Here is a 26,186-nt window from a genome sequence, read left to right on the forward strand (position 1 = left end):
CGGCTGGTTATCGCAGCGGTGATTGTCTGCCTCGTCGGCAGCCTGACGACCATGCTCCTTCTCTTCCGTGCCCAGGAATGCGATGTCGGCCAGCGAGAGTGGTCACCGGGAAATGCTGCTGATTGCCAAGGATGAGAGACAGATCCGTGTCGAGGTCGCCACACGGCCGATCGCTTATCGCGGACGCCATTGCGATGTTCTCGTCGTTCGTGACTCGCTCAGCGCACGCGCACCGAAGAGAGGATCGAGCATCTGCCAATCACGATGTTTCGACAGGCGCCGCAGGTCGCTGAGCTGGAGTTGGCGCAGATTGCAGACATGCCGAGGCGAAGGTAATAAAGCGTAGCCGCCGCCCAGGGCGATTCAGAGTGCCTTTGCGTTGTTGATGAGGCGCCGGATATATTCCAGCATCAGCTCCCGTTCGAAGGCCCGGAAGCCCTTGAATAGGGCAAGATCGGCCTCGCGCGCCGTGTCGATGGCTTCCGTTTCCATTGCCTTGGCTTTCTCGCTTAGGAAGATCAGCTGGGCGCGCTTGTCGGTGGGGTGAGGGCGACGCTCGATCAGCCCGTCACGCGCCATGCGCGAGAGCGTGTTGGCCATCGTCGCCTGCTCGATATCGACGCGCTCCAGAAGCTGCTTCTGGGTCAGCCCGTCTTCGGCCCAAAGCTCCAGAAGTATCGGGAACTGGCCGGGAGAAAAGCCGAGCCCTGCCGCGCGCTGATGCAGCGAGCGGGCAAAACCCTTGGCCAGCTGGCTGGCAAGGTAGGCGCCGGATTCCATTCGATTAAATCCCATGATTGTAAGTTAGGCTCAAAATCGTGCAGTAGACAATGCAACAAATCGCATACGATCCATCAAAACATAGGAACGAAGCTCTTAATTTTTGAGTGCTGCAGCGAATGGCCGAAAACTAAGCCGCCACGGCCTGGAGGAAGGCCATGGCGGCTTGAAAATGAGGACAAAGGCCCGGAGAGGGGGATGAGGCCTTTGTCCAAGCCTGACGCGGGCGGGGGACAAGCCGGCTATCAGACCCGCGGCGCGATCAAACGCCGGTAAGCCAGATTTGTGATTGAAATTGTGGTTTTTCAAGGGAAAGGGAAAAAACCGCCTATTACAAATTGGTAACAGTTTGGTGAGGCGGAATCTTTTTGCACAACCAAGTTTATATGGACCTCGAAGAACCGCCGCGCTATCCATGCTGCCATGAAAAAAGGCGATCATCTCTTCCTTGTCGACGGTTCGGGCTTCATCTTCCGGGCCTTTCATGCATTGCCCCCGCTGACGCGCAAATCCGATGGCCTGCCGGTCGGCGCCGTCTCGGGTTTCTGCAACATGCTTTGGAAGCTGCTGAGGGATGCACGCAGCACCGATGTGGCCGCCACGCCGACCCATCTCGCCGTCATTTTCGACTATTCGTCGAAGACCTTCCGCAAGGATCTCTATGACGCCTATAAGGCGAACCGTTCGGCACCGCCCGAAGAGCTGGTGCCACAGTTCGGCCTGATCCGCGAGGCGACGCGCGCCTTCAATCTTCCCTGCATCGAGACGGAAGGTTTCGAAGCCGACGATATCATCGCCACCTATGCCCGCCAGGCCGAAGCCGTCGGCGCCGACGTGACGATCGTCTCCTCCGACAAGGATTTGATGCAGCTCGTCACGACCAATGTCCACATGTATGACAGCATGAAGGACAAGCAGATCAGCATCCCCGATGTCATCGAGAAATGGGGTGTGCCGCCGGAAAAGATGATCGACCTGCAGGCCATGACCGGCGATTCCGTCGATAATGTTCCGGGCATTCCGGGCATCGGTCCCAAGACGGCCGCCCAGCTTCTCGCCGAATATGGCGATCTCGATACCCTTCTCGAGCGTGCCCACGAGATCAAGCAGGAAAAGCGTCGCCAGACGATTCTCGAAAACATCGACAAGGCAAAGCTCTCCCGCGAGCTGGTGCGCCTGCGCACCGACGTGCCGCTGGAGCTTGACCTCGACGCGCTCATCCTGGAGCCGCAGAACGGCCCCAAGCTGATCGGCTTCCTGAAGACCATGGAGTTCACGACGCTGACGCGCCGTGTCGCGGAAGTCTGCAATTGCGATGCCAGCGAGATCGAGCCTGCTTTCGTGAAGATCGAATGGGGTGCGGAAGCGCATGGCCCGGATCTCGATGCAGCCGAGCCGGAGCCTGTCGCGGGCACTATCCCTGACGTAGGTGGCGAAGCCGTCGCGGTTCCGCCGCGTGCAAAGGCGAAAACTGCGGTCGAAGGCATGTTTGCGCCGGCCGATCTTGCCAAGGCGCGGGCAGAGGCTTTTGCGACCCTGCCGTTTGACCATTCCTCCTATGTGACGATCCGCGACCTGGCGACCCTCGATCGGTGGATCGCCGACGCGCGGGACACCGGCCTCGTCGCCTTCGATACGGAAACGACCTCGCTCGATGCCATGCAGGCCGAGCTCGTCGGCTTCTCCCTGGCGATTGCCGATAATGCGACAGACCCAACCGGCACACGCATCCGCGCCGCCTACGTGCCGATCAGCCACAAGACGGGAGTCGGTGACCTGCTCGGCGGTGGGCTCGCGGAAAACCAGATCCCGATGCGCGACGCGCTATCGCGGCTGAAGGCGCTGCTGGAGGATGAATCGATCCTCAAGGTGGCGCAGAACCTGAAATACGACTACCTGCTGATGAAGCGCTACGGCATCGAGACGAAGAGTTTCGACGATACGATGCTGATATCCTATGTGCTCGATGCCGGCACGGGCGCGCACGGCATGGACCCCTTGTCTGAAAAATTCCTCGGACACACACCGATCGCCTACAAGGATGTTGCCGGCTCCGGCAAGTCCAACGTCACTTTCGACCTCGTGGATATCGAGCGCGCGACCCACTACGCCGCAGAAGACGCCGACGTGACGCTGCGCCTCTGGATGGTGCTGAAGCCGCGCCTTGCCGCTACTCAGCTGACGCGCGTCTATGAGCGTCTGGAACGTCCGCTCGTGCCTGTTCTGGCGCGCATGGAAGAACGTGGCATCACGGTCGACCGCCAGATCCTGTCGCGCCTGTCGGGCGAACTGGCTCAAGGGGCAGCCAGGTTCGAGGATGAAATCTATCAGCTTGCCGGCGAGAGGTTCAACATCGGCTCTCCCAAGCAGCTCGGCGACATCCTGTTCGGCAAGATGGGCCTTGCCGGCGGCAGCAAGACCAAGACCGGCCAATGGTCGACCTCGGCAAGCGTGCTGGAAGACTTGGCGGCGGCCGGCTTCGAGCTGCCCCGCAAGATCGTCGACTGGCGCCAGCTCACTAAGCTGAAGTCCACCTACACGGATGCGCTTCCGGGTTACATCCATCCGGAAACGAAGCGGGTGCACACCTCCTATTCACTGGCATCGACGACGACAGGCCGCCTTTCCTCCTCTGAGCCGAACCTTCAGAACATTCCGGTCCGCACCGCCGAAGGCCGCAAGATTCGCACCGCCTTCATTTCATCGCCCGGCCACAAGCTGATCTCGGCCGACTACAGCCAGATCGAGCTGCGCGTGCTCGCCCATGTCGCTGAGATCCCGCAGCTCGTGCGCGCTTTCGAAGACGGCATCGACATCCACGCCATGACCGCCTCCGAAATGTTCGGCGTTCCCGTCGAGGGCATGCCGGCCGAGGTGCGCCGCCGCGCCAAGGCGATCAACTTCGGCATCATCTACGGCATTTCCGCCTTCGGTCTCGCCAACCAGCTTTCCATCGAGCGCTCGGAAGCCGGTGACTATATCAAGAAGTATTTCGAGCGTTTCCCCGGCATCCGCGATTACATGGAAAGCCGCAAGCAGATGGCCCGCGACAAGGGCTATGTCGAGACGATCTTCGGCCGCCGAATCAATTATCCGGAAATCCGCTCGTCCAATCCTTCGGTCCGCGCCTTCAACGAACGTGCTGCCATCAACGCACCGATCCAGGGTTCGGCCGCTGACGTCATCCGGCGCGCGATGATCAAGATCGAACCGGCGCTCGCCGAGGCAGGCCTTGCCGATCGGGTGCGCATGCTCTTGCAGGTGCACGATGAATTGATCTTCGAGGTCGAAGACGAGGATGTCGAAAAGGCGATGCCAACAATCGTTTCGGTGATGGAAAATGCCACCTCGCCGGCCCTTGAAATGCGCGTACCGCTTAGGGTCGACGCACGCGCCGCCACCAATTGGGACGAGGCGCATTAAGGCATGTCGCGCAAAACTGCGCAGCGGTTTTGCGGCAACGGCATGCGAAAACGAAAGCCGAAGTGCGGCAAGCGGATCTGAAAGATCGCGCCGCGCTTTAGGTGCTTCGTGAGATTACCCCAAAGATTTTTCCTGAAGACTCAAATCTCTGAAACCAATGGAGTTTCCTCTTTTTGGCCGTCCCGCAACGGAACGGCTGGAAGGAACTTATTAACCTTCATTTCCTATCCGGAAGGATGTCCGAATTTACCAAGCGTGAGTGAGTAGCTGTCGCATGCGTTTTCCCAGAACCAATTTGACGGATGCCGGAGATTTCTCGTCCGGACTGGAAGCTGAACATCCCGTGGAAAATGCCCCCGTGGAATATGAAGGCGAAAAGCCGGTGCCGCCGCTTTGGCAGAGCAATTTCTCGCTCGCCCCGAACGTCCGCTTCACCCGCACACCGGAAACGCTGATCAGCAAGCGCCGCGCCCCGGAAGAGCCTGTTCGCGAGGAGATCGTCGTCGTTGCTCCTCCTGTGCCGCAACCTGCGCCCCCACCGCAATCCCCGGCCGCACAGCAACCAATGCCGATGCGAGGGCCGATCACGGTCAACGTGCCCTTCGATATCTATCTTCCGGAAGTGGTCGAGCCGGTCATCGACCAGCAGACGGAAGCACAGCCGCAGCCGGTTACCGCCGCATCCGTGGAAACCACGCTGCGCGCCGCATCGGAGCTTTCCTCGATCTCGGATTTCGCTTTCTGGGAAGTCATGGCTTTTGAGGAGACGGACGCCGAGCCGTCACGTGCGCCAATGATCAACCTGTCGCAGGCCGAACCCGAAACGATCACCTCGCGCTTCCGCATCATGGAATGGCGTCCCGGCCGGCATAATCCTGCACCGGTAACACCACGCGCTGCCCCGCCCTCCGCCGCTGCACCCGTCCGGGCGGCTCGTCCTCCGGTAGCCGCAGCACCCCTGAGTCGGCCGCCGGCCCGCCCTCCGCTTGCCGGGACTGCTGTCGTCCAGCCACCCGTTGCTGAGCAGCCAGCCGCGCAATCGCCCTTTACCCAGGCCGCGCCGGTCATCCAGCCGACGCAGCCGCAGGCCGAAGTGCTGCCCGTGGCGCGCGTCGAAATCGCCGCCGCTGCCCCGTCGCCGCTTCGTCCGGCCCGCATGATCGTCGAAAAAGTCGATGCATCCGGCTACGAATTCCCGCCGCGCGCCCTGCTGCAGGAGCCGCCGGAGCGGCTTGGCGAGATCATGTCGCAGGAAACGCTGGAGCAGAATGCCGGCCTTCTCGAAAGCGTGCTGGAGGATTTCGGTGTCAAGGGCGAGATCATCCATGTCCGCCCTGGTCCTGTCGTCACACTCTATGAATTCGAGCCGGCGCCCGGCGTAAAATCATCTCGCGTCATCGGCCTTGCCGATGATATTGCCCGATCCATGTCGGCACTGTCTGCCCGTGTGGCTGTCGTTCCCGGCCGCAACGTCATCGGCATCGAACTGCCGAATGCGACGCGTGAAACCGTCTATTTCCGCGAGATGATCGAAAGCGACGATTTCGACAAGAGCGGCTACAAGCTGGCGCTCGGACTCGGCAAGACGATCGGCGGCGAACCCGTGATCGCCGAACTCGCGAAGATGCCGCATCTGCTCGTTGCCGGCACGACCGGCTCGGGCAAGTCCGTTGCCATCAACACCATGATCCTGTCGCTGCTCTACCGCATGACGCCGGAACAGTGCCGCCTGATCATGGTCGATCCCAAGATGCTGGAACTCTCCGTCTATGACGGCATCCCGCACCTGCTGACGCCCGTCGTCACCGACCCCAAGAAGGCTGTCATGGCGCTGAAATGGGCGGTGCGCGAGATGGAGGAGCGCTATCGCAAGATGTCGCGCCTCGGCGTCCGCAATATCGACGGCTATAACGGCCGCGTCTCCCTGGCCCGTGAAAAGGGCGAGACCATCCATATCATGGTCCAGGTCGGCTTCGACCGGCAGACCGGTGCGCCGATCGAGGAGCAGCAGGAACTGGATCTCGCGCCGATGCCGTATATCGTCGTCATCGTCGACGAAATGGCCGACCTGATGATGGTCGCCGGCAAGGAGATCGAAGGCGCAATCCAGCGTCTCGCACAGATGGCGCGTGCTGCCGGCATCCATCTCATCATGGCAACCCAGCGCCCGTCAGTCGATGTCATCACCGGCACGATTAAGGCGAACTTCCCGACCCGCATTTCCTTTCAGGTGACTTCGAAGATCGACAGCCGCACGATCCTCGGCGAGCAGGGCGCCGAACAGCTGCTCGGCCAGGGCGACATGCTGCATATGCAGGGCGGCGGCCGCATTGCTCGTGTCCACGGCCCCTTCGTTTCCGACGCGGAAGTCGAGAAGGTCGTGGCACATCTGAAGACGCAGGGCCGGCCGGAATATCTTGATACCGTCACGGCCGGCGAGGACGAAGAAGCCGAGGATGAAGAGGACGGCGCCGTCTTCGACAAGAGCGCCATGGGCGCTGAGGATGGCGACGAGCTTTACCAGCAGGCCGTCAAGGTCGTCATGCGCGACAAGAAGTGCTCGACGTCCTACATCCAGCGCCGTCTGGGCATCGGCTATAACCGTGCCGCCTCGCTGGTCGAGCGCATGGAGAAGGAAGGGCTGGTTGGCCCGGCAAACCACGTCGGCAAACGTGAAATCGTCTCAGGCCGCGGCGATAACGAATAATCGGAGCGCGGCTGGTTACTGCTCCTCAGAAGCCAGCCGCAGCGTCTCCAACACGAAGTCGCGCTTGCCTCCGGTATAATAATCCCAATCGTCATTTGCCTCGCCCATGAGCTTCAGCTTGAGGGCGGCATAGGCGTTCGCTCTTTCTGGATGGGAGCGGAGATAATCCCGAAAAGCGATCCGGTCTCGCAGCACGGCATTGTCCGCCGAGCAGAGATAGAGCCGGGCGCCGTGTGAGCCTTTGCCGCTGGTGAAGGTCCAGGTCTGTTGCTGGTATTTGTCGCCGTGAAAGGTGAAGGCGCCAAGCGATTGCGCACGCTCGATCGCCTCGGGAAGGGCATCCGCGCTCGCAAAGGCGGCGTGCAGGTCGATCTTTGGCTTGGCGGCCAGTCCGGGGACGGATGTGCTGCCGACGTGATGAAAGACGGGATGGAGACCGGCGAACAACGGCTCGAGCTCGCCGACGATCCGACGGAAGAGAGACGGCCATTCCGGGTCATAGTCGACGACGCGAATGGCCATTCTCATATCCTTATCTTGTTCAGGCGATTTCCTTCAGGAATCCGTCCAGGAGATCGATCATCTTGCGCTCGGCCTCCTCAAGCGAATCGCTATTGTCCAATTCCACGACATCATAATCGCCACGCACTGTCAGCGGGCCGCGAGCAAGACGGGCCATGATATCCTCATGCGTCTCGCGGCCGCGAGCCTCCAGGCGGCCGGCCAGCACTTCCGGGCGGGCCGTCACATTGATGACCTTCAGCCGCGGGAAGGCGGCCTGGAAACGGTGTAGCGCCGAACGCGAACCGTTCGCAACGACAATGTGGCCCCTGGCGAGCGAGACGGAAACTTCTGCCGGAATGGCGTATTTGAGACCATGCGCCTCCCACCACACGGCAAAGGCGCCGGACTGCTCCATCGATGCGAATCCCGCATCCGAAACGGCGAGGTGATCCTCTCCGCCGGCATCACCTTCACGAGTGATGACGCGGCGGGCAAAATGCACGTCCTCCCGACGATCGAAATGCCGGGCCGCAAGGTTCATCAGCGTGTCCTTGCCGGCCCCGCTCGGACCGACGACGACGACCATGATGCCGCGTTCGGCACCGGCGCCCGGATGGGGCTCGTGTGACATCATCATGCGACACGGCGTCCTTCGCGCCAGACGGAACGCGTCACCGGCACGCCATGCGAACGGTGAACGCGGACGAGATCGGCACGTAGGCCGGTTTCGATGCGGCCGCGATCGTTGAGACTGACGGTGCGTGCTGGTGTGGCCGTGACCATCGCGATCGCCTTCGACAACGTAATGCCCTCAACCTCGTCGGCAAGAATGAAGGGCGCATGCAGCAGGCTAAGCGGCACATAGTCGGACGAAAGCACGTCGAGAACCCCGAGCTGCGCCAGATCACGCGCGGCGATATTGCCGGAATGCGATCTGCCGCGCACGATGTTCGGTGCGCCCATCAGAACGCTCATGCCGTTTTCATGCGACAGCCGGGCTGCGTCAATGCTGGTCGGGAATTCGGCCAGGCGAACGCCGTTTTCGATCGCCTCATCGACATGGGCAGATGTGGCATCGTCATGACTTGCGACGGTGATGCCGCGTTCGGCGCAGACCTTGGAGATTGCGTCCCGATTGGGCGTTGAATTGCGATCGGACTCGGCGATGCGTCTGGCGCAGAAACGGGCGAACTCCTCGTCCGTGAGACCGCGCTTCTTCTGATAATAAAAGATGTACTGGTCCATTGTCTGGAACTGGCGCTGGCCGGGCGCATGGTCCATCAGCGAAACGAGACGGACATAGGGATCGTTCTCGAAATCGGCGAAGTGCTGCAGCACATTGTCGGCTGAAACCTCGCAACGCAGATGGATGAGGTGTTCGGCACGCAGGCGCCCTTCCTTCTCGGCGGACTGGATGGCATCGGCCATCTCGCGCATCTCGCCGTGCTCGAAACCGCCGTCTTCGTCAGCGCCCATGCGCAGGCAGTCGAAGACCGTGGTGATGCCTGAGGTGACGATCTGCGCATCGTGGGCCTGGATGGCCGCCGTCTTGTTCCAGCGGATCCCAGGACGCGGTGAATAGTGGCCTTCCAGATGGTCCGTATGCAGCTCGACGAGGCCGGGAATGATGTAATCGCCCTCGAAATCCTCGCCGGCTAATGAACTGCCTTCCGAAATATCGGCGATCCTGCCGTCACGGATCAGGATAGAGCCCGAAAGGATATCGTTCTGGAGAACGATACGGGCGTTTGAAAGAACGGTTTCTTTGCTCATATCAGAAAATCTTTCAGCTTCTGGCGCCAGCAAGAGGCAGCCATGTGTGGACTTTGAAAGGCGCGCCGCGCACCTCTTCGCTAAAGACGGCAAGGCCGGAAATGTGAAGCGGCCTGCCGGTGAAAGCTGAGAAACGCTCCGTCAGGATCGCTTTCATCACTTCCGCGCGCTCTTCCGGCACCTGGCCGGTCAGCGTCATATGGAAGCCGAAGTCATCCATGACATATGGATAGCCCCAGCGCATGAGATTATTGCGCTGGCTCTCGGAGAGTCGTTCCGGTTTGCGCCTGATAATATCGGCCTCGGAGAGTGCTGCCCGGAATGGCTCGAAAGACTTTACCACCTTTGCCGCGAAATCCTGAAGCGGTTGGTGCAACGAACCCGGCACAAGCGCGAAGAAGCGACCAAGCTGGCCGAGCACCAGTTCCGGGATGTCGAAGGCCGGCGTGTTGGCGACGAAATCTTCGACAACCGTCATCAGATCCTTTTCGGTCACGGAGGAGGCAAGCTCGAAAGGCGCCTTGATCGTCGCATGGAAGCCATAGCGGCGCGGATCGGCCGTCAGTTCGAATTGTTCATGAGCCGGCAGCGTCTCGTATTCGGGTGCAGGATAGGTCTCGCCGGTAAAGGCATTGCGGCCGAGCCAGACAGAGGCAGCATCCGTCAGGGAATGATCCTTAGACGGCGAAAAATAGAGAGCGTAGCGCAAGGCTTTTATCCTGGAGATCGTCCGAACGGGGAGCGCAATGTGCATTGATTTGGCGGCGAACCGCAAGCACGCTCCGGCTAAAAGATTTCCATGACAGAATGATGATGACGGCAGGCCGTCATCATCTTTTGATCGGGCTTAGCGGCCCGCCTTGGTGCCCATCAGACGATGGCGCAGCGCATTCGATGCGGTATCGAACAGGAACACGACGATCAGGATCAGGATGACCATGTAGGCGACGTTTTCCCAATTGGAATTGGTGCGCATGGCCTCCCAGAGCTTGAGACCGATACCGCCGGCACCGACGGCACCGATGATCGTCGCGCCGCGTACGTTCGATTCCCACTGATAGAGCGTTTGGCTGACGATGACGGGAACGATCTGCGGCATGATGCCGTAGCGATGCACCAGCACGGTCGAGGCGCCCGTCGACTTCACGCCTTCACGCGGTTTGTTGTCGATATTCTCGAGGCCTTCCGAGTAGAGCTTGCCGAGTGTGCCGGTCTCCGTCAGGAAGATGGCGCCGGAACCGGCGAGAGGGCCGGGGCCGAAGGCGCGTGTCAGGAAAAGCGCCCAGATCAGCATGTCGACCGAACGGAGGAAGTCGAAGAAGCGCTTCAGGGCCTGGTTCAGAAACCTGTTTGGCGTAATGTTGCGCGCTGCCATGAAGGCGAGCGGGAAGGCCGCGAGCGAACCGAGCAATGTGCCAAGGAAGGCCATCACGATCGTCTGGAACAGCTTGGTCCAGACATCGCCGTGCTGCCATTCGCTATTGTTCCAGATATTGTCGAAAGCGAGCGACAGGTTCGACTGGTCGGGATGGATCCGCGGGCCGGAGACGATGAGACTGATAACCTCGCTTGCCTGCTTGTCGAAGAAGGGCGACTGTGTATCGAAGATGAAATTCGCCCAGCCGATGAAGCGCTTGCGCACCTTCACACGATCGACGGAAATGCTGACATCCCCTGCAAAGCCGAGATTGGCGAGCACATTGTCGTCATAGACCGTCATCCAGTTCGGAACTGGACCGACGACCTTCGGCGCGCCGCTGGAAACATCGACCGGCACCGTCATGCCATGGGCAACGATCGTCGTCTGGCGCTTGCTGACCGTCACCGTGCGACCGCTGCCGCCGACGAGGACGGTGATGCTGCCATCTGTATTGGTTTTCAGCCAATCCGGATGCGGATCGTCGCCAAGCGGCGAGAAGCGCGGATAGCGCGTCTGGATCGTGCCATCGTCCTGGATACGGAATTCCGGCTGCACGTCATAGCTGATCCACTGGCTCATATAGATGCCGAAGCGTTCCCAATGGGCTTCGGCAATGAGCTTCGGCAGGTCGAAGAACCAGACGGCATAAATGCCGTAAAGAATGGTCGTAAGCACGATCAGAAGGCCGCCGAAACGCTGGCGGAAGGACCGGTGGAAATATTCCGGATAGCGCGCTTCGATCTCATGCATGCGGTTTGCGTCGATGACCGTCATGGCCGCCTCAATGTTGCAGGAAGAAGGCGTGTTCGCCGACGAGACGGCGGCGCAGCCAGGCGGAGAACTGGTCGACCGCGACGATCGTCACGAAGAGCAGCAGCACGAGCGCCACGGTCTTGGCGCCGAAACCACGGGAGATGGAAAGCTTGAGCTCTTCACCGATACCGCCGCCGCCAACGGCGCCGATGATGGTCGATGCACGTACATTGATCTCGAGGCGCAGCAGCGCATAGGACGCATAGTTCGGCATGACCTGCGGCAGGGCGGCGAAACGCACGCGCTCCAGCCAGTTCGCGCCGACGGCCCGCATGCCTTCGTCCGGTTTCATGTCGATGTTTTCGGCGACTTCGTAGAAGAGCTTGCCGAGTGCGCCGATCGTATGGAGCGTGATCGCGATGATTGCTGCCACCGGTCCGATCGAAAGGATCGCCGAAAACAAGCCGGCAATGACGATTTCCGGGAAGGCACGCAGGAATTCCATGATGCGCTTGGTAAAGATGCGCAGCGGCCAGTTCTTCGTCAGATTGCGTGCAGCAAAGAAGCTGAGCGGAACGGCGAAGATGAAGGCGATGATGGTCGAAACGAGCGCGATGTTGATCGTGACGATCATCAGCTCGAAATACTCAGGGATGTAGAAGCTGCCCCAGACATAGACGCGGCCATTGGCGAAATTGAATTCTTCGCCACCCTTGTCATTCGGGCTCGCAATATCGAAGAGCGCGCGCCAGACATCGGTCCAGTCTTTCGGGATAAGCCAGCTCAAGAAGTCGAACAAATGCGGCAGGCGGTCGAAGAAGTGACCCGCATTGCTCTCGTCGGCAAAGCGTACGGAGCTGACGAAGGCGGCGATGAGGATCACTAGGCCAAGGGCGGTGTAGAAACGCCGCCTGGCGATCATCCTGTCCCAAGCAGTGGCGATTTCCTTCGTGCTCGGCATCGGCACATGCGGCTGTGTATCGGCAATAGTCATGAACGCCTCGCCTACTGCATAATTCCTTGAATCGGGCTCGATTTAAGGATGAAATTATGCAGCAATTTGAAGTGCTACAGCGTCCTTTGCGCGTCTGACGCGCGGCGCTGTAGTCACAAGAAAAGGGCGGCCGTCGCCGGCCGCCCCGCATACGGATGGCGCAATCAGCCGCCGATAGCAGCCTTACGAACCTCTACGACAGCGTTGTAGAAGTCGTGCTTGACCGGGGCATAGCCCTTGTAGTCGCCGCCTTCGATAGCAGCGAAGCACTTGTGGTCCTTCTCCGGAAGAGCCGTGAAGAAGGCGGTGAGCTTCTTCTGCCATTCTTCGCCGAGAGCGTTGCGAACGACGAGCGGGCCGTTCGGGATCAGCGGCGAACGCCATACTTCAACGAGCTTGTTCGGATCGACGGCGCCCTTGTCGACTTCCTTGCGGAAGGTACCGGAAGTGTAGCCGTCCTTGAAGTCGCCGATGCCCGAGCTATCGTCAACAGCAACGTCGACCTTGCCGTCGTAAGCAGCGAGGAGGTTATTCTCGTGGCCGCCGTTGAACTGGGTGGAAGCGAAGAACTTGTCGTTCGGCATGCCCGTGTCCTTCGGGATCTGCGTCAGCGGAACGAGGTAGCCCGAGGTGGAGTCCGGATCGGCGTAGCCGAGCTTCTTGCCCTTGGCGTCCTTGATTGTCTTGATGCCGGAGGACTTCAGAGCGAGACCGATCGAGTAGTAACCCGTGGAACCGTCCTTCTGCTGCGTCGTCAGGATCGGCGTAACAGCCTTCGGGTCCTTGATATAAACGGACGCGTAGCCGGAAGCGCCGAGTTCGGCGAAGTCGAGCGTGCCGCCGAGGAGACCCTGGATGACGCCGTCATAATCGGCGGCCGGGAAGAGCGAAACCTTCTCGAAGCCGAATTCCTGCTTCAGGTGGTCTGCAAGGCAGGCATAGTTGCGCAGGCGGTCGGTTTCGTTTTCGCCGCCGAGGATGCCGACGCGGAATTCCTTGAGATCAGCGGCATTGGCGGCGCCAACTGCGAGGGACAGGATCGCCGTAGCCGCAAAAAGTGCTTTCTTCAACATGGGTTCTCTCCAGAATGACCGGGGTTCGGTCGTTTTGTTACGAAGAAATCTGCCCTTGACGCGGGCGTTCGATCGCGGCCGCCCCTCTCACAGACCGGCCAGCGCCAGCGGTTGATTGCCGGCGGATTGGTTTTCGGCTCCTTCCGGAGCCATGTTGATTGCGGTCGAGGTCATCGTTTCGTCGATGCCCGCACCGTCCTTGTCCATGCCGTAGATTTCTTTCACGGCCTCGGCGGTCAGCTCGGAGGGCTTTCCGTCGAAAACGACGCGGCCGCCTGCCATGCCGATGATGCGTTCGCAGTAGTTGCGGGCCGTATCGAGCGTGTGCAGGTTGGTGATGACGGTAATGCCTTCGCGCTCATTGATGTCACGCAATGCATCCATGACGATTTTCGCGTTCAGCGGGTCGAGCGAGGCGATTGGCTCATCGGCTAGAACCATCTTCGGGTTCTGCATCAGCGCGCGGGCAATCGCCACGCGCTGCTGCTGACCGCCCGAAAGCGTGCCGGCAGCCTGCAGCGCCGTCTGCTCGATGCCGAGGCGTTCCAATGCAGCAATCGCGTGGATGCGTTCTTCGCGGCTGAAGACGTTGAGCAGGCTAAGGATCGTCGAGCGGTGGTTCAGGCGGCCGAGCATGACGTTGGTGAGCACGTCGAGGCGCGGCACGAGGTTGAACTGCTGGAAGATCATGGCGCAATCGCGCTGCCAGTTGCGCAGTGCCTGACCCCGAAGGCCGGAAACCTCGACACCACCGAAATGGATGGTGCCGGAGGAGGGTTCCTGCAGTCGGTTGATCATGCGCAGGAGCGTGGACTTGCCGGCGCCGGAACGGCCGATGATGCCGACCATCTGACCCTGAGGAATGTCCAGCGTTACGGAGTCGACAGCGAGCTTTTTTCCGAACCGGCGTGTGACATTCTTCAGCTCGAACATCATGCTCTTCCCTCGCATTGCAGGCTTGCTTCCGGGGATCGCATTAGTCCCGCTTCATGAACCTCGCATGTCAGTTTTGTGTAAGTCCTGTCACAAAACCCTGCGCTGCAGCATTCTGCTCAGCCGCCGTATCGGGAGAGGAAGTCTTCGGCGCCAAGTGCCCGGAAATCAGGCAATGCATCGCGCAGCCGGTCGTGTTCCCAGTCCCACCAAGCAAGCCCATCCATGCGCTCGCCGATCTCCTTCGGAAATCGCTCGCGGATGAGCTTGGCCGGCACGCCGCCGACGATCGTGTAGGGAGCGACATCCTTCGAGACGACTGCGCCTGCACCGATCACGGCCCCGTTGCCGACAGTCACGCCGGGCAGGATCGTCGCGCCATGACCGATCCAGACATCATTGCCGATGACGACCCGGTTGGAGCGGCGCCATTCGAAGAATTCCGTCTCCATGTCGGCATCCGGCCAGTAGTCGATGGCACGGTAGGTGAAGTGGTGCAGCGTCGCGCGCCAAGTCGGATGGTTGGTGGCGTTGATGCGCACCGCAGCGGCGATGTTGACGAACTTGCCGATCGTTGCGCACCAGATGGAGCCGTCCTGCATGATGTAGGAATAGTCGCCGAACTCCGCCTCGCTGATCCGGCAGCGCTCGGAGACTTCCGTATAGCGGCCGAAGGTCGAGTTGGAGACGGAGGCGGTCTCGTGGAAATAGGGCTCGATGCCCAGCTTGCGGCTCATGCGGCGATCGCCTTTCGCGGAGAGAATTGCTGAACGTCGAGAATGCGGTCGGCGGTTGCCTCGCGCACTTCCTCATCGTGGAAGATGCCGAGCAGGGCGACGCCCGCCTTCTTCTTTTCCTCGATCATGCCGACGACGACGGCCCGGTTCTTCGCGTCGAGCGAGGCGGTCGGCTCGTCGAGCAGCAGGATCGTATGATCGGTGATGAAGCCACGGGCGATGTTGACGCGCTGCTGCTCGCCGCCGGAGAACGTGGCGGGCGGCAGCTGCCAGAGCGCTTCCGGCAGGTTGAGCTTATCGAGCAGCGCCGCGGCCTTTTCCCTGGCGCTCACGGCATTTTCACCACGAGCGAGCAGGGGTTCGGCGACGACGTCAATCGCCGCAACGCGTGGAACCGTGCGCAGGAACTGGCTGACATAGCCGAGCGTCTGGCGCCGCACGTCGAGAATGGTGCGCGGGTCGGCGGCGGCGAGGTCGACGATCTTGCCGTTGTGATCAACGAGGATCTGTCCGGTATCGACGGCATAATTGCCGTAGATCATCTTGAGCAGCGAGCTTTTGCCGATACCTGAGGGGCCACCGAGCACGACACATTCGCCCGATGCCACCGAGAAGGAGACATCCGAGACAACAGGCAGCTTGATGCCGTCGCGCAGATGCATGATGAAGCTCTTGGCGACTTCTGAAACGACGAGGGGCGTTGCCATGGTTCTTAAACCTGCAGGATCGAGGAAACGAGGAGTTGGGTATAGGGCTCGCGCGGGTCGTCCAGCACGCGGTCGGTCAGACCCTGCTCGATGACAAAGCCGTCCTTCATCACCATCATGCGATGAGAGAGAAGGCGGGCGACGGCGAGGTCATGCGTGACGATGATGGCCGAGAGGCCGAGATCGTTGACGAGGCCGCGCACCAGATCGAGCAGACGCGCCTGCACCGAGACGTCGAGACCGCCGGTCGGCTCGTCCATGAAGACGAGGCGCGGGCCGGTCACGAGGTTGCGGGCGATCTGCAGGCGCTGGCGCATGCCGCCGGAGAAAGCGCGCGGCTGGTCGTCGATGCGGCCGGTATCGATCTCGACACGCTCCAACCAATCGATAGCGGTGGAGCGAATCTTGCCGTAGTGACGGTCGCCGATCGCCATCAGGCGTTCGCCGACATTGGCGCCGGCAGACACCGTCATGCGCAACCCGTCAGCCGGGTTCTGATGCACGAAGCCCCAGTCCGTGCGCATCAGGAAGCGGCGCTCGGCCTCGCTCATGTGGTAGAGGTCGCGGTAATTGCTGTCGCGCATGTGATACTCGACACTACCTGTTGTCGGCATCAGCCGGGTGGAGATGCAGTTGAGCAGCGTCGTCTTGCCCGAGCCGGATTCGCCGACGATGGCGAGCACTTCGCCGGGCCAGAGCTCAAAGGAGACGTTCCGGCAGCCGATGCGGTTGCCGTAGAACTTTGAGAGGTCGTTGACTTTGAGAAGCGGTGTATCGGTCATTCTGCAGCCTCCCGGGCCAGCATTTCGCCGGCATGTCCGTGTGCACGGCGGTCTTCGCAATGGTCGGTATCGGAGCAGACGAACATGCGTCCGCCCTTGTCGTCGAGGATCACCTCGTCGAGGTAGACCTCTTCCGCGCCGCAGAGTGCGCAGGGCTTGCCGAAGCGCTGGATTTCGAAGGGATGGTCTTCGAAATCAAGGCTGACGACGTCGGTGTAGGGCGGCACGGCATAGATGCGCTTTTCGCGGCCGGCGCCGAAAAGCTGCAACGCTTCCGACCTGTGCATTTTCGGATTATCGAATTTCGGCGTCGGCGAGGGATCCATGACATAGCGGCCATGAACCTTGACCGGATAGGCATAGGTCGTGGCGATACGGCCGTTGCGGGCAATGTCCTCGTAGAGCTTCACGTGCATGAGGCCGTACTCCTCAAGCGCATGCATCTTGCGTGTCTCCGTCTCGCGCGGTTCGAGGAAGCGCAGCGGTTCCGGGATCGGCACCTGATAAACGAGCACCTGGCCTTCGCTGAGTTTTTCCTCAGGGATACGGTGGCGCGTCTGGATGATCGTCGCATCCTTGGTGTGGGTCGTAACCGCGACATTGGCGACCTTCTGGAAGAAGCCGCGGATGGAGACGGCATTCGTCGTGTCGTCGGCGCCCTGGTCGATGACCTTGAGAACGTCGTCAGGCCCGATGATGGCGGCCGTTACCTGCACCCCGCCGGTGCCCCAGCCGTAAGGCATCGGCATTTCTCTGCTGGCAAAGGGCACTTGATAGCCGGGAATGGCGATCGCCTTCAGGATCGCGCGTCGGATCATGCGCTTGGTCTGTTCGTCAAGATAGGCGAAATTGTAGGTGGCGAGATCACTCATTCGGCGGCCTCCTTTTGGGTCTCGCCGCTGTTGCGGGCGGCTTCGAATTCGCGGCGCATGCGGCGGACGAGGTCGAGTTCGGCCTGGAAGTCCACATAATGCGGAAGCTTCAGGTGCTCGACGAAGCCGGTCGCCTGTACGTTGTCGGAATGGGAAATGACGAATTCCTCGTCCTGCGCCGGCGCGGTAATGTCCTCGCCGAGCTCTTCAGCCCGCAGCGCACGATCCACCAGCGACATGGCCATCGCCTTGCGTTCGCTCTGGCCGAAGACCAGGCCGTAACCGCGGGTGAACTGCGGCGGCGCCTTGGCCGAACCCTTGAACTGGTTGACCATCTGGCATTCGGTAAGTTGGATCGTGCCGAGCGAGACGGCAAAGCCGAGTTCGGCCACGTCGAATTCCACCTCGACCTCGCCGATGCGGATTTCGCCGGTGAACGGGTGGTTGCGGCCATAGCCGCGCTGGGTCGAATAGCCGAGTGCCAGCAGGAAACCTTCGTCGCCGCGGGCAAGCGCCTGCAGTCGAAGATCCCTGGTCATCGGGAATTCCATCGGCTCGCGCGTCAGGTCGCCCGTCTCGTGATCCTCGGGAAGCTCGCCGTCGTTTTCGATCAGCCCTTCCTGGCCGAGGATTTCGGAGACGCGCATGACGCGGCCGCTCTCCGCCTCGCGCTGCGCCGGCTCTTCCACGGCCTCGTCCGAAAGTAGCGAGGGATCGAGCAGGCGGTGCGTGTAGTCGAAGGTCGGCCCAAGCAGCTGTCCGCCCGGAAGATCCTTGTAGGTGGCGGAGATGCGGCGTTCGATCTGCATATTGGCGGTATCGAGCGGCTTCGAATAGCCGAAGCGCGGCAGCGTCGTGCGATAGGCGCGCAAGAGGAAGATCGCCTCGATCATGTCCCCGCGCGACTGGCGCACGGCAAGGGCGGCGAGCGTCCGGTCATAGAGCGAGGCCTCGGCCATGACGCGGTCGACGGCGAGCGCCAGCTGTTCGACGATCTGCTCGATGCCGATCGCCGGCACGGAGCGGTCGCCGCGCCGGCGGTCGGCGAGCAGGCGGTGGGCATTGGCGATGGCGGCCTCGCCACCCTTGACGGCAACATACATTAGCTCAGATCTCCGTTGCTGTGATCTTGGTGGTGCGCGGCAGGCAAAGGAATCGCTTGCCCGCCGTCAGCACGATGTCGACGCCGCGCGGGAAGAGCGCGCGGTTTTCCGTCCACAGACGCAGGAAGGTCTCCGGCAGGCCAACAGGCGAGATCTCGGTCACGCTCTGGATGCCGGGACCCATCAGGGTGAGCCGGCGGCCGCCTTCGAGGTCGGAGAGTTCGATCACGACAGTCGTGGAACGGTCGGGATATTCTTGCGTGCCGGCGGCAAAGAGGCCGAAGGTGGAAAGCGTCATGCCGGCTTCGACGAAAGCGAAGCGCGCTTCGGCCTTTTCACTGGTCAGCGGTGCGCCGGCGTGGAAGCCCAACCATTCCGGAACCGCCGACTTGGCGAGCCCTGCGGAAAGCCAGACGGGGGTGTCGTGGTCGCAGAGCGTCAGGCCGATCGCGCCGGCGGCGATTCCGAGCGGCGCAGGAGGCACAACGTCAGGCGTGACAGACTGGATCGTGCCGGGCCGGGCCATGCCGTCCATCAGCATCTTGAACACGCTCTGCGCATGGAAAACCGGCTCAGCGAAGCCGCCGGTCAGAACGTCGGTCTTGAGGCCCATCAGTCTTCTCCCCGAACCATGGTGAAGAAGTCGACGCGGGTTGCGGACGTTTCTTCAGCCTTGCGATTGGTGTCATCGGCGACCCGCCGGGCGATCGGCGAAAGCAGCCTTTCCTCCACGAAGCTCCTGGTCGCCTCTTCCTGCCAGAGGGCGTCGAAGATCGCGGAAAGCCGCGCCTTTTCGCGGTCGGTGCCGAGCGCCTGCGCGTGGCCGACCGAGCCGGAGGCAAGGCGCACCGTTGCGCGCGTCACCGTTACTTCGCCGAGGTTGAAGGGCGCCCCGCCGCCGCCGATGCGGCCGCGAACCATGACGAGGCCCGTCTCCGGGCCGCGCACCGGCTGAACGACCGGCTGTTCGGCAAGCGCATCCCACGCCGCCCGCAATTCCTGTGTCTCGGCGCGGGCGAGCAGATCGACGGTGCGTTTACGCCCGTCATCCGTTCGCGCCGCAGCTTCCGTCTTCTCCGCTGCCGCCATCATCTTTTCCTCAAAAATGTCTATTGATATAGACAACTATACAAGCTATATCTATCCCTAAATCGGCGACGTGACAAGCGTGTGACACGGCGCGTCCGAAAATGCTGGGCAGGGGTGCAATGGCAGGAATAAAGCAGCTGCAGCGGCAGACAGGGGTGGCGCTCTGGCGGCAGATCGCCGACAGGATCCGCGAGGCGATCAGCAGCGGTGCCTATGACGAAACGGGCATGGTGCCGCCGGAAACGGCTCTGGCGCTGCAGTTCGGCGTCAACAGGCATACCGTGCGGAGTGCACTTGCCGCCTTGGCACAGGAAGGCATCGTGCGTGCGGTTCAGGGCCGCGGTACGCTGATAGAACGCAAGGAGCGTCTGAATTTTCCGATCAGCCGCCGTACCCGCTTCACCGATGGTATCAGGGATCAGGCGCGTGAGACGCGCGCGCTCCTACTTGGCCATGCCGAGGAGGCGGCGGATTCAGAGGTGGCCCGCTGGCTGCACCTGGAGCAGGGCACGCCGGTGATCCGGCTGGAAATGGTGCGCGAAGCGGATAAACGTCCGGTTTCTCGGGCCACGAGCTGGTTCCCGGCCGCGCGCTTTGCTGGTATCGGGGAAGCCTACCGGACAGCGGGATCTATCACCAAGGCCTTTGCTGCCCTGGGCCTGTCGGATTATGTACGCGCCACGACGGAGATCACCGCCGCTCACGCCGATTCCGGTGATATCGCCGATCTGGGACTGGCGCCGGGCGCTATCCTGCTGATCACCAAGGCGATGAACACCGATCTGGAAGGCGTGCCGGTGCAATATTCGATCAGCCGTTTTGCGGCAGACCGGGTCCAGTTCACGATTGAGAATTGATGGTGGGGTGGGGACGAAAAGGCCGGACGCGTGTTGGATGCCACATATCGAACGACTGACATGCTCGCTCATGTCCTCCGAACAGCAAGTAGCCAGTCACTAAGGGCTCAAAACGACGTCGTCGAGAGCGTCGTGTTTTCACAGCTTCAAGCTCCAAATGATATAGACAAACAGACTGAACTTCTCGACGTAAGTGCCGCCAAACTCGGTGGAGAATATGATGGTTGGGAGACGACTGTTCATCGAGGCAAATAACCACAAACGGCTACCGCCGCCTTCGCCAGATCGGGCCAGACCTGAAAGACTATTTGATGATCACAGCAGCAACCAAGCTGTTCACGAAGAACTATTCAGGAGCATCAAAGCCGGGAATAGGGTTGCCGTCGGCACCCATCGCCACTCCGCCGCTCACGACGACAACGTAGGTGTTTCGTTTGGATGGTACCGGGTCATCCGGATCGCCAGCGAAAAACCTTACACCATTGCCTGAATTATCCGGATCATCCCAACGCCAGCCACGAGAGCTGGATGTTGGCTTCCCGACCCAGTGTGATGGAATTTGCGGCGGTCGGACCTTTCCCGACAAAATATCATCATCCATAAAGAGGTTCCAATTTCAAACGGCGGGAAGAATTTATGATGATGGCATCGGGGGGGCAGCGGCTAGTTTCGCCGCCACCGGCCGGGCATCCGCGCCCGGCCTCGACCCTCATCGCAACTCCGATCGCGTTCAGTGCGCGCCAGACATGTCGCCGAGCACTTCCTTGGAAGCGACTGTGGAATCGGCCTTCAGCTTGTAGACCATCGGCACGCCGGTCGCCAGATTCAGCGAAAGAACCTGCTCGCGGGTAAGGCGGTCGAGAACCATGACGAGCGAACGCAGCGAGTTGCCGTGCGCGGCAACCAGCACCTTTTCGCCACGCAGGACGCGCGGAAGGATTTCCGTGAGATAGTAAGGCCAGACGCGGGCGCCGGTGTCGCGCAGGCTTTCGCCGCCCGGAGGCGGAACGTCATAGGAGCGGCGCCAGACATGCACCTGTTCTTCGCCCCACTTGGCGCGAGCGTCGTCCTTATTGAGGCCGGAGAGATCGCCGTAGTCGCGCTCGTTCAGCGCCTGGTCGCGGATCGTCTCGAGATCAGGCTGGCCGACCTTGTCGAGGACGAGCTTCAGCGTGTGCTGCGCACGCACCAGCGCGGAGGTGAAGGCGATATCGAACTTGATGCCGTAATCGGCAAGCGCCTGGCCGCCGGCCCTCGCTTCCTGGATGCCGAGCTCTGTCAGATCAGGATCCTTCCAGCCGGTGAAGAGATTCTTGAGATTCCAGTCGCTCTGGCCGTGGCGAACGAGGACGAGGGTACCGCTCATGAAAAATGCCTCCGAGAAATGGTCAATGGGAAGAAAGCCCGAGAACGTCGAGCATGGAATAGAGCCCCGGCTTCTTGTCGCGCGCCCAAAGGGCTGCCTTGATGGCGCCACGCGCAAAGATCGAACGGTCGGTCGCGCTGTGGGACAGGGTAACGGTCTCGCCTTCGCCGGCAAAAAGCACGGAATGCTCGCCGATGACGGAGCCGCCGCGCAATGTCGCAAAGCCGATCGTGCCGGCTTCCCGTGCGCCGGTATGGCCGTCACGCACGCGTACGGACTTCGCGCCAAGATCGATATTGCGGCCCTTCGCGGCTGCCTCGCCGAGCAACAATGCCGTACCCGAGGGTGCATCGACCTTGCGCTTGTGATGCATTTCGAGAACTTCGATATCCCAGTCGGCTGAGTCGAGCGCCTGGGCGGCCTGCTGCACGAGAACGCTGAGCAGGTTGACGCCGAGGCTCATATTGCCAGATTTGACAATGCGGGCATGGCGCGCGGCCGCCGCAATCTTTGCATCGTCCTCCTGCGAGCAGCCGGTCGTGCCGACCACATGAACGATGCGGGCCTGCGCCGCAAGACCGGCGAATTCTACCGAACCATCCGGCGAGGTGAAGTCCAGTACGCCCTCGGCATGAAGGAAGGCTGCCAGCGGATCGTCGCCGATAATGATGCCAGTGGCGCCAAGCCCGGCGATTTCACCGGCGTCCTTGCCGACGAAGGGCGAGCCGGGACGCTCAATCGCTGCGTGCAGCGTCACGCCGTCGATGGAATGGATGAGACGGATGAGCGTCTGCCCCATGCGCCCCGCCGCTCCAACCACCACCAGTTTCATCGCAGCGTCGCTCATGTCAGTCCATCATCCCGATCAGTATGAATCAGAAGCCGAAGGCCTCTGCAGATTGTTGAGGCGAGCGTAAAGTCCGTCGTTGACCTTCGCAAGCGTCTCGTGATTGCCTTCTTCGACGACGCGGCCCTGCTGCATCACGATGATCTTGTCGGCGCGCACAACGGTCGAAAGCCGGTGAGCGATGACGACGACCGTTCGGCCGGTCATGGCTTCGTCGAGTGCCTTCTGCACGGCCGCTTCCGATTCCGTATCGAGTGCGGAGGTCGCCTCGTCGAGAAGCAGGATCGGTGCGTTGCGCACCAGCGCACGGGCGATCGACAGCCGCTGGCGCTGGCCGCCGGAAAGCGTCACGCCATTTTCGCCGACGGGCGTATCGTAGCCCTGCGGCTGCGCGAGGATGAAGTCATGCGCATAGGCAAGCCGCGCTGCCTTCTCGATATCCTCGTCCGTGGCTTCAGGGCGGCCATAGCGGATATTGTCGCGGATCGTGCCTTCGAAGAGGTAAGGCTGCTGCGAGACATAGGCGAGCTGCCGGCGCAGCGACTGCTTGGTGATATGGGCGATATCCTGCCCGTCGATCAGGATCTGGCCTTCCTTCGGATCATAGAAACGCGGAATGAGGCTGATGACGGTGGATTTACCGGCGCCGGACGGGCCGACGAGCGCCGTTGTCTTGCCGCCCTCGGCCGTCAGCGTCACGCCATCAAGCACGCGTTCATTGCCATAGGCAAACGAGACGTTGCGGAATTCGATCTTCGCTTCGGTGACAACAAGCGGCTTGGCATCCGGCAGGTCACGCTGGCGCGGTTCCATGTCGAGCAACTCGTAGATCATCCGGGCGTTGACGATGGCGCGCTCCATCTGCACCTGCAGGCGGGCAAGGCGCCGGGCCGGATCGTAAGCGAGCAGCAGCGCCGTGACGAAGGAGAAGAAGGCGCCCGGCGGCACGCCCTGATAGATCGAGCGATAGGCGGCATAGGCAAGCACGCTCGCGACGGCAAAGCCGGCAAAGCTTTCCGTCAGCGGCGAGGTACGCTCGGAAAGCCGCGCGATACGGTTCGCCCGGCCCTCGGCAGCGCCGATCAGCTTGTTGACCTTGTTCTCCAGCGCTTCTTCCATCGTGAAGGCCTTCACGATGGAGATACCCTGGATCGTCTCCTGCATGGCGCCGAGAACATGGCTGTTGAGGTCGACGGCCTCGCGGGTGGCCGAGCGCAGGCGTTTGGAAACGTAGCGCAGTGCATAAAGCAGCGGCGGCGCCAGAATGAAGACGGCAAGGCTCAGCAGCGGATCCTGCAGCACCATGACGCCGATCAGCGAGACGAAGGTCAGGAGATCGCGCACCGTCGAGGTGATGGTGAGGTTCAGGACATCGCGGATGCCGCTGACATTCTGGCTCACCTGGGCCGCGATTTGGGCCGAGCGCGCCTCGTTGAAGAAGCCGACGGAAAGCGTCATCAGGTGCGAATAGAGCCGGCGCTGGTAGCGGGCGACGATGTCGTTGCCGATCCGCGACAGCGCCACACCCTGTCCGTAGCTCGCAAAACCGCGCAGCATGAAGGCGATGAAAATGGAAAGACAGATGATCCAGACGACGTCCGCGCGCCTGTTGGCGAAGGCCTCGTCGATGATCGCCCGCATGATCCAGGCGGTAAATGCCGTCGAAAGTGCCACGATGACAAGGCAGGAGATCGCGAAGACATAGCCCCAGAGATGGTCCCGGCCGTTTTCCGCAATGATGCGCTTCAGGATTCCGGTCACGGTATCGCTGTTGACGTGTGGCTTTCTGCTGGCGGCGGCTTCCAAAAATAGGCTTCCTGTTTCAGGGCCGCATGCCGCAGGCGCGGCACGCATATGCGCGGGCTCTATAAAGAGTTGAGGGGGCTTTGGCTATAGCGCCGTGCGTCCCATGGGGGCGCACAAAGGCCGCTCTAACGCCTTGAAACCATGCTTCAGGCTCAGGCCAGCCAGCGCCGTCCATCCGTCGAAAGGCCGAAGTTTGCAGGCATCCGCGCATAGGAAGAAAGCCCGGCAAGAGCAGCCAGCGGATGCGTCACGACATAGGTCGGGATCGTGCGCAGCAGGGCCGAATGCGGCGCTTTGTCCTCGAAGGCTGCCCGGAATTCCGGCTTTTTCAGCGCCGGAAGGATCTTCTGCGAGATGCCGCCGGAGAGGTAGACGCCGCCGCGGGCCATGAACACCAGTGCCATGTCGCCCGCCACGCGGCCGAGATAGGTCGCAAACAGCGAGACGGTTTCGACGGCGACCTTATCGCTGCCGGCAAGCCCATGCGAGGTGATGTCCGCCGGGTCGCTCATTTCAGGCTCGACGCCATCTGCCGCACAGATGGCGCGGTAGAGGTTGACGATGCCGCGCCCGCAGAGGATCTGCTCGGCCGAAATGCGGCCCTCGATCGTTTCGACATGCGGGAAGATTTCATAGTCGCGTTTGCTGCGCGGCCCGAGATCGACATGCCCGCCTTCGCCGGGAACCGGAATCCAGGTCGACTGGGTGTGAACCAGACCGCCGACGCCAAGGCCGGTGCCGGGTCCGAGCACGACGCGGGACGCCACCATATCGCCCGAGACATTGCCGATGCGCTCGCGGTTTTCGTCGGAGAGTGCCGCGATCGCCAGCGCCTGTGCTTCAAAGTCGTTGACGACGAGTACGTCGACGAGGCCGAGGCCCTCGATCATCCTCTTCGGCCGCACTACCCAGGGGCAGTTGGTCAACGGGATTTCATCCGCCTTGATCGGGCCGGCGACGGCCAGGATCGCGGCGCGCGGCTGTACGGAGGTCTTGTCCAGCACACCCTTCTGGATCGCTTCGTCGATCGTTGCGTAATCGGCCGTGCGGACATTGGGAAACTGCTTCGGCTCCGCATAGGCATCCGTCAGGATGGAGAAGCGGGCATTCGTGCCACCGATGTCGCCGATCAGGATCGGAAAGGGCAAGGGAGTAGAGGATGCAGTCATGGCCGGTTCCGTGCTGTAGCCCGAGGGATCAGGCGTTAAGGGTAGGGAGAAGCTTTTCGGCTGTCGATTCGTTCAGCGCCATCGGAATGTCGTAGACGATCGCAAGCCGCATCAGCGCCTTGACGTCGACATCATGCGGCATTGGCGTCAGCGGGTCCACGAAGAAGATCAGGGCACTGACCTCGCCGGTGGAAATCAGTGCGCCGATCTGCTGATCGCCGCCGAGCGGACCGCTTTTCAGCCTGACAACGTGAAGGTCGGGCGCGGCGTCGAGCACGCGCCCGCCCGTCGTGCCGGTGGCGACGATTTTCCATCGGGAGAGGAGATCCCTGTTACGGCGGGCAAACGCCGCCATGTCGTCCTTCTTCTGGTCATGCGCAATCAATGCGAGGCATTTGTCGCCGGCCATGAACGGGGTTCTCCACGCACGTAATTCAATCGATTTGACCGCTTCTACACCAGGCGTTTGTGATTTGAAAGACAGCCGTCCG

25 protein-coding genes are annotated in these 26,186 nt (G+C 61.4%); 3 read left to right on the forward strand and 22 right to left on the reverse strand.

Annotated features, from left to right (window positions below):
* Positions 1 to 363: 363 nt before the first annotated feature.
* Positions 364 to 780, reverse strand: coding sequence for a MarR family winged helix-turn-helix transcriptional regulator (locus KQ933_RS20370; RefSeq protein ID WP_216756525.1), 417 nt, complete (start codon positions 778 to 780; stop codon positions 364 to 366).
* A 423-nt stretch (positions 781 to 1,203) separates the two neighbouring features.
* Between KQ933_RS20370 and polA the strand changes: the two genes are divergently transcribed.
* Positions 1,204 to 4,203 carry a DNA polymerase I gene (gene polA, locus KQ933_RS20375; protein WP_216756526.1) on the forward strand — a complete coding sequence of 1,000 codons (3,000 nt, stop codon included), beginning with the start codon at positions 1,204 to 1,206 and terminating at the stop codon, positions 4,201 to 4,203.
* A 274-nt stretch (positions 4,204 to 4,477) separates the two neighbouring features.
* Complete coding sequence (locus KQ933_RS20380; protein WP_216756528.1) at positions 4,478 to 6,910, forward strand: DNA translocase FtsK; 2,433 nt, start codon at positions 4,478 to 4,480, stop codon at positions 6,908 to 6,910.
* A 15-nt stretch (positions 6,911 to 6,925) separates the two neighbouring features.
* Here the strand turns inward: KQ933_RS20380 and KQ933_RS20385 are convergent, their stop codons facing one another.
* The 15 genes from KQ933_RS20385 to phnG form a co-directional block, all read right to left on the reverse strand.
* Entirely contained in the window at positions 6,926 to 7,438 is a 513-nt protein-coding gene (locus tag KQ933_RS20385) for a GrpB family protein (RefSeq protein ID WP_216756529.1), read from the reverse strand.
* Between the two features lie 13 nt (positions 7,439 to 7,451).
* A complete protein-coding gene (gene phnN / locus KQ933_RS20390; RefSeq protein ID WP_216758959.1) occupies positions 7,452 to 8,048 on the reverse strand; it encodes a phosphonate metabolism protein/1,5-bisphosphokinase (PRPP-forming) PhnN in 597 nt (198 codons plus the stop codon).
* Positions 8,048 to 9,187: an alpha-D-ribose 1-methylphosphonate 5-triphosphate diphosphatase gene (locus KQ933_RS20395; protein WP_216756531.1), complete on the reverse strand. Its 1,140-nt coding sequence runs from the start codon at positions 9,185 to 9,187 to the stop codon at positions 8,048 to 8,050. Before KQ933_RS20395 ends, phnN begins: the two co-directional genes overlap by 1 nt.
* A 13-nt stretch (positions 9,188 to 9,200) precedes the next feature.
* A complete protein-coding gene (locus tag KQ933_RS20400; protein ID WP_216756533.1) occupies positions 9,201 to 9,896 on the reverse strand; it encodes a DUF1045 domain-containing protein in 696 nt (231 codons plus the stop codon).
* Positions 9,897 to 10,034: 138 nt separating this feature from the next.
* Entirely contained in the window at positions 10,035 to 11,381 is a 1,347-nt protein-coding gene (gene phnE, locus KQ933_RS20405; protein ID WP_216756534.1) for a phosphonate ABC transporter, permease protein PhnE, read from the reverse strand.
* A gap of 7 nt (positions 11,382 to 11,388) precedes the next feature.
* A complete protein-coding gene (gene phnE, locus KQ933_RS20410) occupies positions 11,389 to 12,354 on the reverse strand; it encodes a phosphonate ABC transporter, permease protein PhnE (protein WP_216756536.1) in 966 nt (321 codons plus the stop codon).
* Positions 12,355 to 12,518: 164 nt separating this feature from the next.
* On the reverse strand, positions 12,519 to 13,427 hold the full coding sequence (gene phnD / locus KQ933_RS20415) for a phosphonate ABC transporter substrate-binding protein (RefSeq protein WP_216756537.1): 909 nt from the start codon (positions 13,425 to 13,427) through the stop codon (positions 12,519 to 12,521).
* A gap of 87 nt (positions 13,428 to 13,514) precedes the next feature.
* Positions 13,515 to 14,360 (reverse strand): phosphonate ABC transporter ATP-binding protein, encoded by an 846-nt coding sequence (gene phnC, locus KQ933_RS20420; RefSeq protein WP_216758960.1) that lies wholly within the window; start codon positions 14,358 to 14,360, stop codon positions 13,515 to 13,517.
* Between the two features lie 119 nt (positions 14,361 to 14,479).
* On the reverse strand, positions 14,480 to 15,097 hold the full coding sequence (locus KQ933_RS20425) for a DapH/DapD/GlmU-related protein (protein WP_216756538.1): 618 nt from the start codon (positions 15,095 to 15,097) through the stop codon (positions 14,480 to 14,482).
* Complete coding sequence (gene phnL / locus KQ933_RS20430) at positions 15,094 to 15,804, reverse strand: phosphonate C-P lyase system protein PhnL (protein ID WP_216756540.1); 711 nt, start codon at positions 15,802 to 15,804, stop codon at positions 15,094 to 15,096. Before phnL ends, KQ933_RS20425 begins: the two co-directional genes overlap by 4 nt.
* Positions 15,805 to 15,809: 5 nt before the next feature.
* Positions 15,810 to 16,586, reverse strand: coding sequence for a phosphonate C-P lyase system protein PhnK (gene phnK, locus KQ933_RS20435; RefSeq protein WP_216756541.1), 777 nt, complete (start codon positions 16,584 to 16,586; stop codon positions 15,810 to 15,812).
* Positions 16,583 to 17,458 carry an alpha-D-ribose 1-methylphosphonate 5-phosphate C-P-lyase PhnJ gene (locus tag KQ933_RS20440; protein ID WP_216756543.1) on the reverse strand — a complete coding sequence of 292 codons (876 nt, stop codon included), beginning with the start codon at positions 17,456 to 17,458 and terminating at the stop codon, positions 16,583 to 16,585. Before KQ933_RS20440 ends, phnK begins: the two co-directional genes overlap by 4 nt.
* A complete protein-coding gene (locus KQ933_RS20445) occupies positions 17,455 to 18,561 on the reverse strand; it encodes a carbon-phosphorus lyase complex subunit PhnI (protein WP_216756544.1) in 1,107 nt (368 codons plus the stop codon). The genes KQ933_RS20440 and KQ933_RS20445 overlap by 4 nt, the downstream gene beginning before the upstream one ends.
* A gap of 4 nt (positions 18,562 to 18,565) precedes the next feature.
* The gene (gene phnH, locus KQ933_RS20450; RefSeq protein WP_216756546.1) at positions 18,566 to 19,174 is read right to left on the reverse strand and encodes a phosphonate C-P lyase system protein PhnH; all 609 of its coding nucleotides are present in this window, start codon (positions 19,172 to 19,174) and stop codon (positions 18,566 to 18,568) included.
* Positions 19,174 to 19,650 (reverse strand): phosphonate C-P lyase system protein PhnG, encoded by a 477-nt coding sequence (phnG, locus tag KQ933_RS20455; protein WP_216756547.1) that lies wholly within the window; start codon positions 19,648 to 19,650, stop codon positions 19,174 to 19,176. Before phnG ends, phnH begins: the two co-directional genes overlap by 1 nt.
* A 119-nt stretch (positions 19,651 to 19,769) precedes the next feature.
* Between phnG and phnF the strand changes: the two genes are divergently transcribed.
* Complete coding sequence (gene phnF / locus KQ933_RS20460) at positions 19,770 to 20,507, forward strand: phosphonate metabolism transcriptional regulator PhnF (RefSeq protein ID WP_216756548.1); 738 nt, start codon at positions 19,770 to 19,772, stop codon at positions 20,505 to 20,507.
* A 346-nt stretch (positions 20,508 to 20,853) separates the two neighbouring features.
* Here the strand turns inward: phnF and KQ933_RS20470 are convergent, their stop codons facing one another.
* The 6 genes from KQ933_RS20470 to KQ933_RS20495 all read right to left on the reverse strand — a co-directional run bounded on the left by KQ933_RS20470 (position 20,854) and on the right by KQ933_RS20495 (position 26,104).
* Positions 20,854 to 21,108 (reverse strand): hypothetical protein, encoded by a 255-nt coding sequence (locus KQ933_RS20470; RefSeq protein WP_216756551.1) that lies wholly within the window; start codon positions 21,106 to 21,108, stop codon positions 20,854 to 20,856.
* Positions 21,109 to 21,237: 129 nt separating this feature from the next.
* The gene (locus KQ933_RS20475; protein WP_216756553.1) at positions 21,238 to 21,873 is read right to left on the reverse strand and encodes a 2,3-bisphosphoglycerate-dependent phosphoglycerate mutase; all 636 of its coding nucleotides are present in this window, start codon (positions 21,871 to 21,873) and stop codon (positions 21,238 to 21,240) included.
* Positions 21,874 to 21,895: 22 nt separating this feature from the next.
* Positions 21,896 to 22,720, reverse strand: a complete 825-nt coding sequence (gene dapB / locus KQ933_RS20480) for a 4-hydroxy-tetrahydrodipicolinate reductase (protein ID WP_216756554.1) — start codon at positions 22,718 to 22,720, stop codon at positions 21,896 to 21,898.
* An 18-nt stretch (positions 22,721 to 22,738) separates the two neighbouring features.
* The gene (locus KQ933_RS20485) at positions 22,739 to 24,526 is read right to left on the reverse strand and encodes an ABC transporter ATP-binding protein (RefSeq protein WP_216756555.1); all 1,788 of its coding nucleotides are present in this window, start codon (positions 24,524 to 24,526) and stop codon (positions 22,739 to 22,741) included.
* A gap of 152 nt (positions 24,527 to 24,678) precedes the next feature.
* Entirely contained in the window at positions 24,679 to 25,695 is a 1,017-nt protein-coding gene (locus tag KQ933_RS20490) for a glucokinase (protein WP_216756556.1), read from the reverse strand.
* Between the two features lie 28 nt (positions 25,696 to 25,723).
* Positions 25,724 to 26,104: a methylglyoxal synthase gene (locus tag KQ933_RS20495; RefSeq protein ID WP_216756558.1), complete on the reverse strand. Its 381-nt coding sequence runs from the start codon at positions 26,102 to 26,104 to the stop codon at positions 25,724 to 25,726.
* Between the last annotated feature and the right edge of the window lie 82 nt (positions 26,105 to 26,186).

The sequence above is a fragment of the Rhizobium sp. WYJ-E13 genome (assembly GCF_018987265.1).
In the GTDB taxonomy this organism is placed as follows: domain Bacteria; phylum Pseudomonadota; class Alphaproteobacteria; order Rhizobiales; family Rhizobiaceae; genus Rhizobium.

Excerpts from the sequence above, each read along its gene's own strand:
- KQ933_RS20445 (WP_216756544.1), bottom strand. The coding sequence starts at position 18,561 with ATGTATGTTGCCGTCAAGGGTGGCGAGGCCGCCATCGCCAATGCCCAC.
- phnN (WP_216758959.1), bottom strand. The coding sequence starts at position 8,048 with ATGATGTCACACGAGCCCCATCCGGGCGCCGGTGCCGAACGCGGCATC.
- KQ933_RS20440 (WP_216756543.1), bottom strand. The coding sequence starts at position 17,458 with ATGAGTGATCTCGCCACCTACAATTTCGCCTATCTTGACGAACAGACC.
- phnE (WP_216756536.1), bottom strand. The coding sequence starts at position 12,354 with ATGACTATTGCCGATACACAGCCGCATGTGCCGATGCCGAGCACGAAG.
- KQ933_RS20425 (WP_216756538.1), bottom strand. The coding sequence starts at position 15,097 with ATGAGCCGCAAGCTGGGCATCGAGCCCTATTTCCACGAGACCGCCTCC.
- phnC (WP_216758960.1), bottom strand. The coding sequence starts at position 14,360 with ATGTTCGAGCTGAAGAATGTCACACGCCGGTTCGGAAAAAAGCTCGCT.
- KQ933_RS20495 (WP_216756558.1), bottom strand. The coding sequence starts at position 26,104 with ATGGCCGGCGACAAATGCCTCGCATTGATTGCGCATGACCAGAAGAAG.
- phnL (WP_216756540.1), bottom strand. The coding sequence starts at position 15,804 with ATGGCAACGCCCCTCGTCGTTTCAGAAGTCGCCAAGAGCTTCATCATG.
- KQ933_RS20490 (WP_216756556.1), bottom strand. The coding sequence starts at position 25,695 with ATGACTGCATCCTCTACTCCCTTGCCCTTTCCGATCCTGATCGGCGAC.
- KQ933_RS20380 (WP_216756528.1), top strand. The coding sequence starts at position 4,478 with ATGCGTTTTCCCAGAACCAATTTGACGGATGCCGGAGATTTCTCGTCC.
- KQ933_RS20395 (WP_216756531.1), bottom strand. The coding sequence starts at position 9,187 with ATGAGCAAAGAAACCGTTCTTTCAAACGCCCGTATCGTTCTCCAGAAC.
- phnF (WP_216756548.1), top strand. The coding sequence starts at position 19,770 with ATGGCAGGAATAAAGCAGCTGCAGCGGCAGACAGGGGTGGCGCTCTGG.
- phnD (WP_216756537.1), bottom strand. The coding sequence starts at position 13,427 with ATGTTGAAGAAAGCACTTTTTGCGGCTACGGCGATCCTGTCCCTCGCA.
- KQ933_RS20475 (WP_216756553.1), bottom strand. The coding sequence starts at position 21,873 with ATGAGCGGTACCCTCGTCCTCGTTCGCCACGGCCAGAGCGACTGGAAT.
- polA (WP_216756526.1), top strand. The coding sequence starts at position 1,204 with ATGAAAAAAGGCGATCATCTCTTCCTTGTCGACGGTTCGGGCTTCATC.
- phnE (WP_216756534.1), bottom strand. The coding sequence starts at position 11,381 with ATGACGGTCATCGACGCAAACCGCATGCATGAGATCGAAGCGCGCTAT.
- phnH (WP_216756546.1), bottom strand. The coding sequence starts at position 19,174 with ATGGGCCTCAAGACCGACGTTCTGACCGGCGGCTTCGCTGAGCCGGTT.
- phnK (WP_216756541.1), bottom strand. The coding sequence starts at position 16,586 with ATGACCGATACACCGCTTCTCAAAGTCAACGACCTCTCAAAGTTCTAC.
- KQ933_RS20370 (WP_216756525.1), bottom strand. The coding sequence starts at position 780 with ATGGAATCCGGCGCCTACCTTGCCAGCCAGCTGGCCAAGGGTTTTGCC.
- dapB (WP_216756554.1), bottom strand. The coding sequence starts at position 22,720 with ATGAGCGACGCTGCGATGAAACTGGTGGTGGTTGGAGCGGCGGGGCGC.
- KQ933_RS20470 (WP_216756551.1), bottom strand. The coding sequence starts at position 21,108 with ATGGATGATGATATTTTGTCGGGAAAGGTCCGACCGCCGCAAATTCCA.
- phnG (WP_216756547.1), bottom strand. The coding sequence starts at position 19,650 with ATGGCGGCAGCGGAGAAGACGGAAGCTGCGGCGCGAACGGATGACGGG.
- KQ933_RS20385 (WP_216756529.1), bottom strand. The coding sequence starts at position 7,438 with ATGAGAATGGCCATTCGCGTCGTCGACTATGACCCGGAATGGCCGTCT.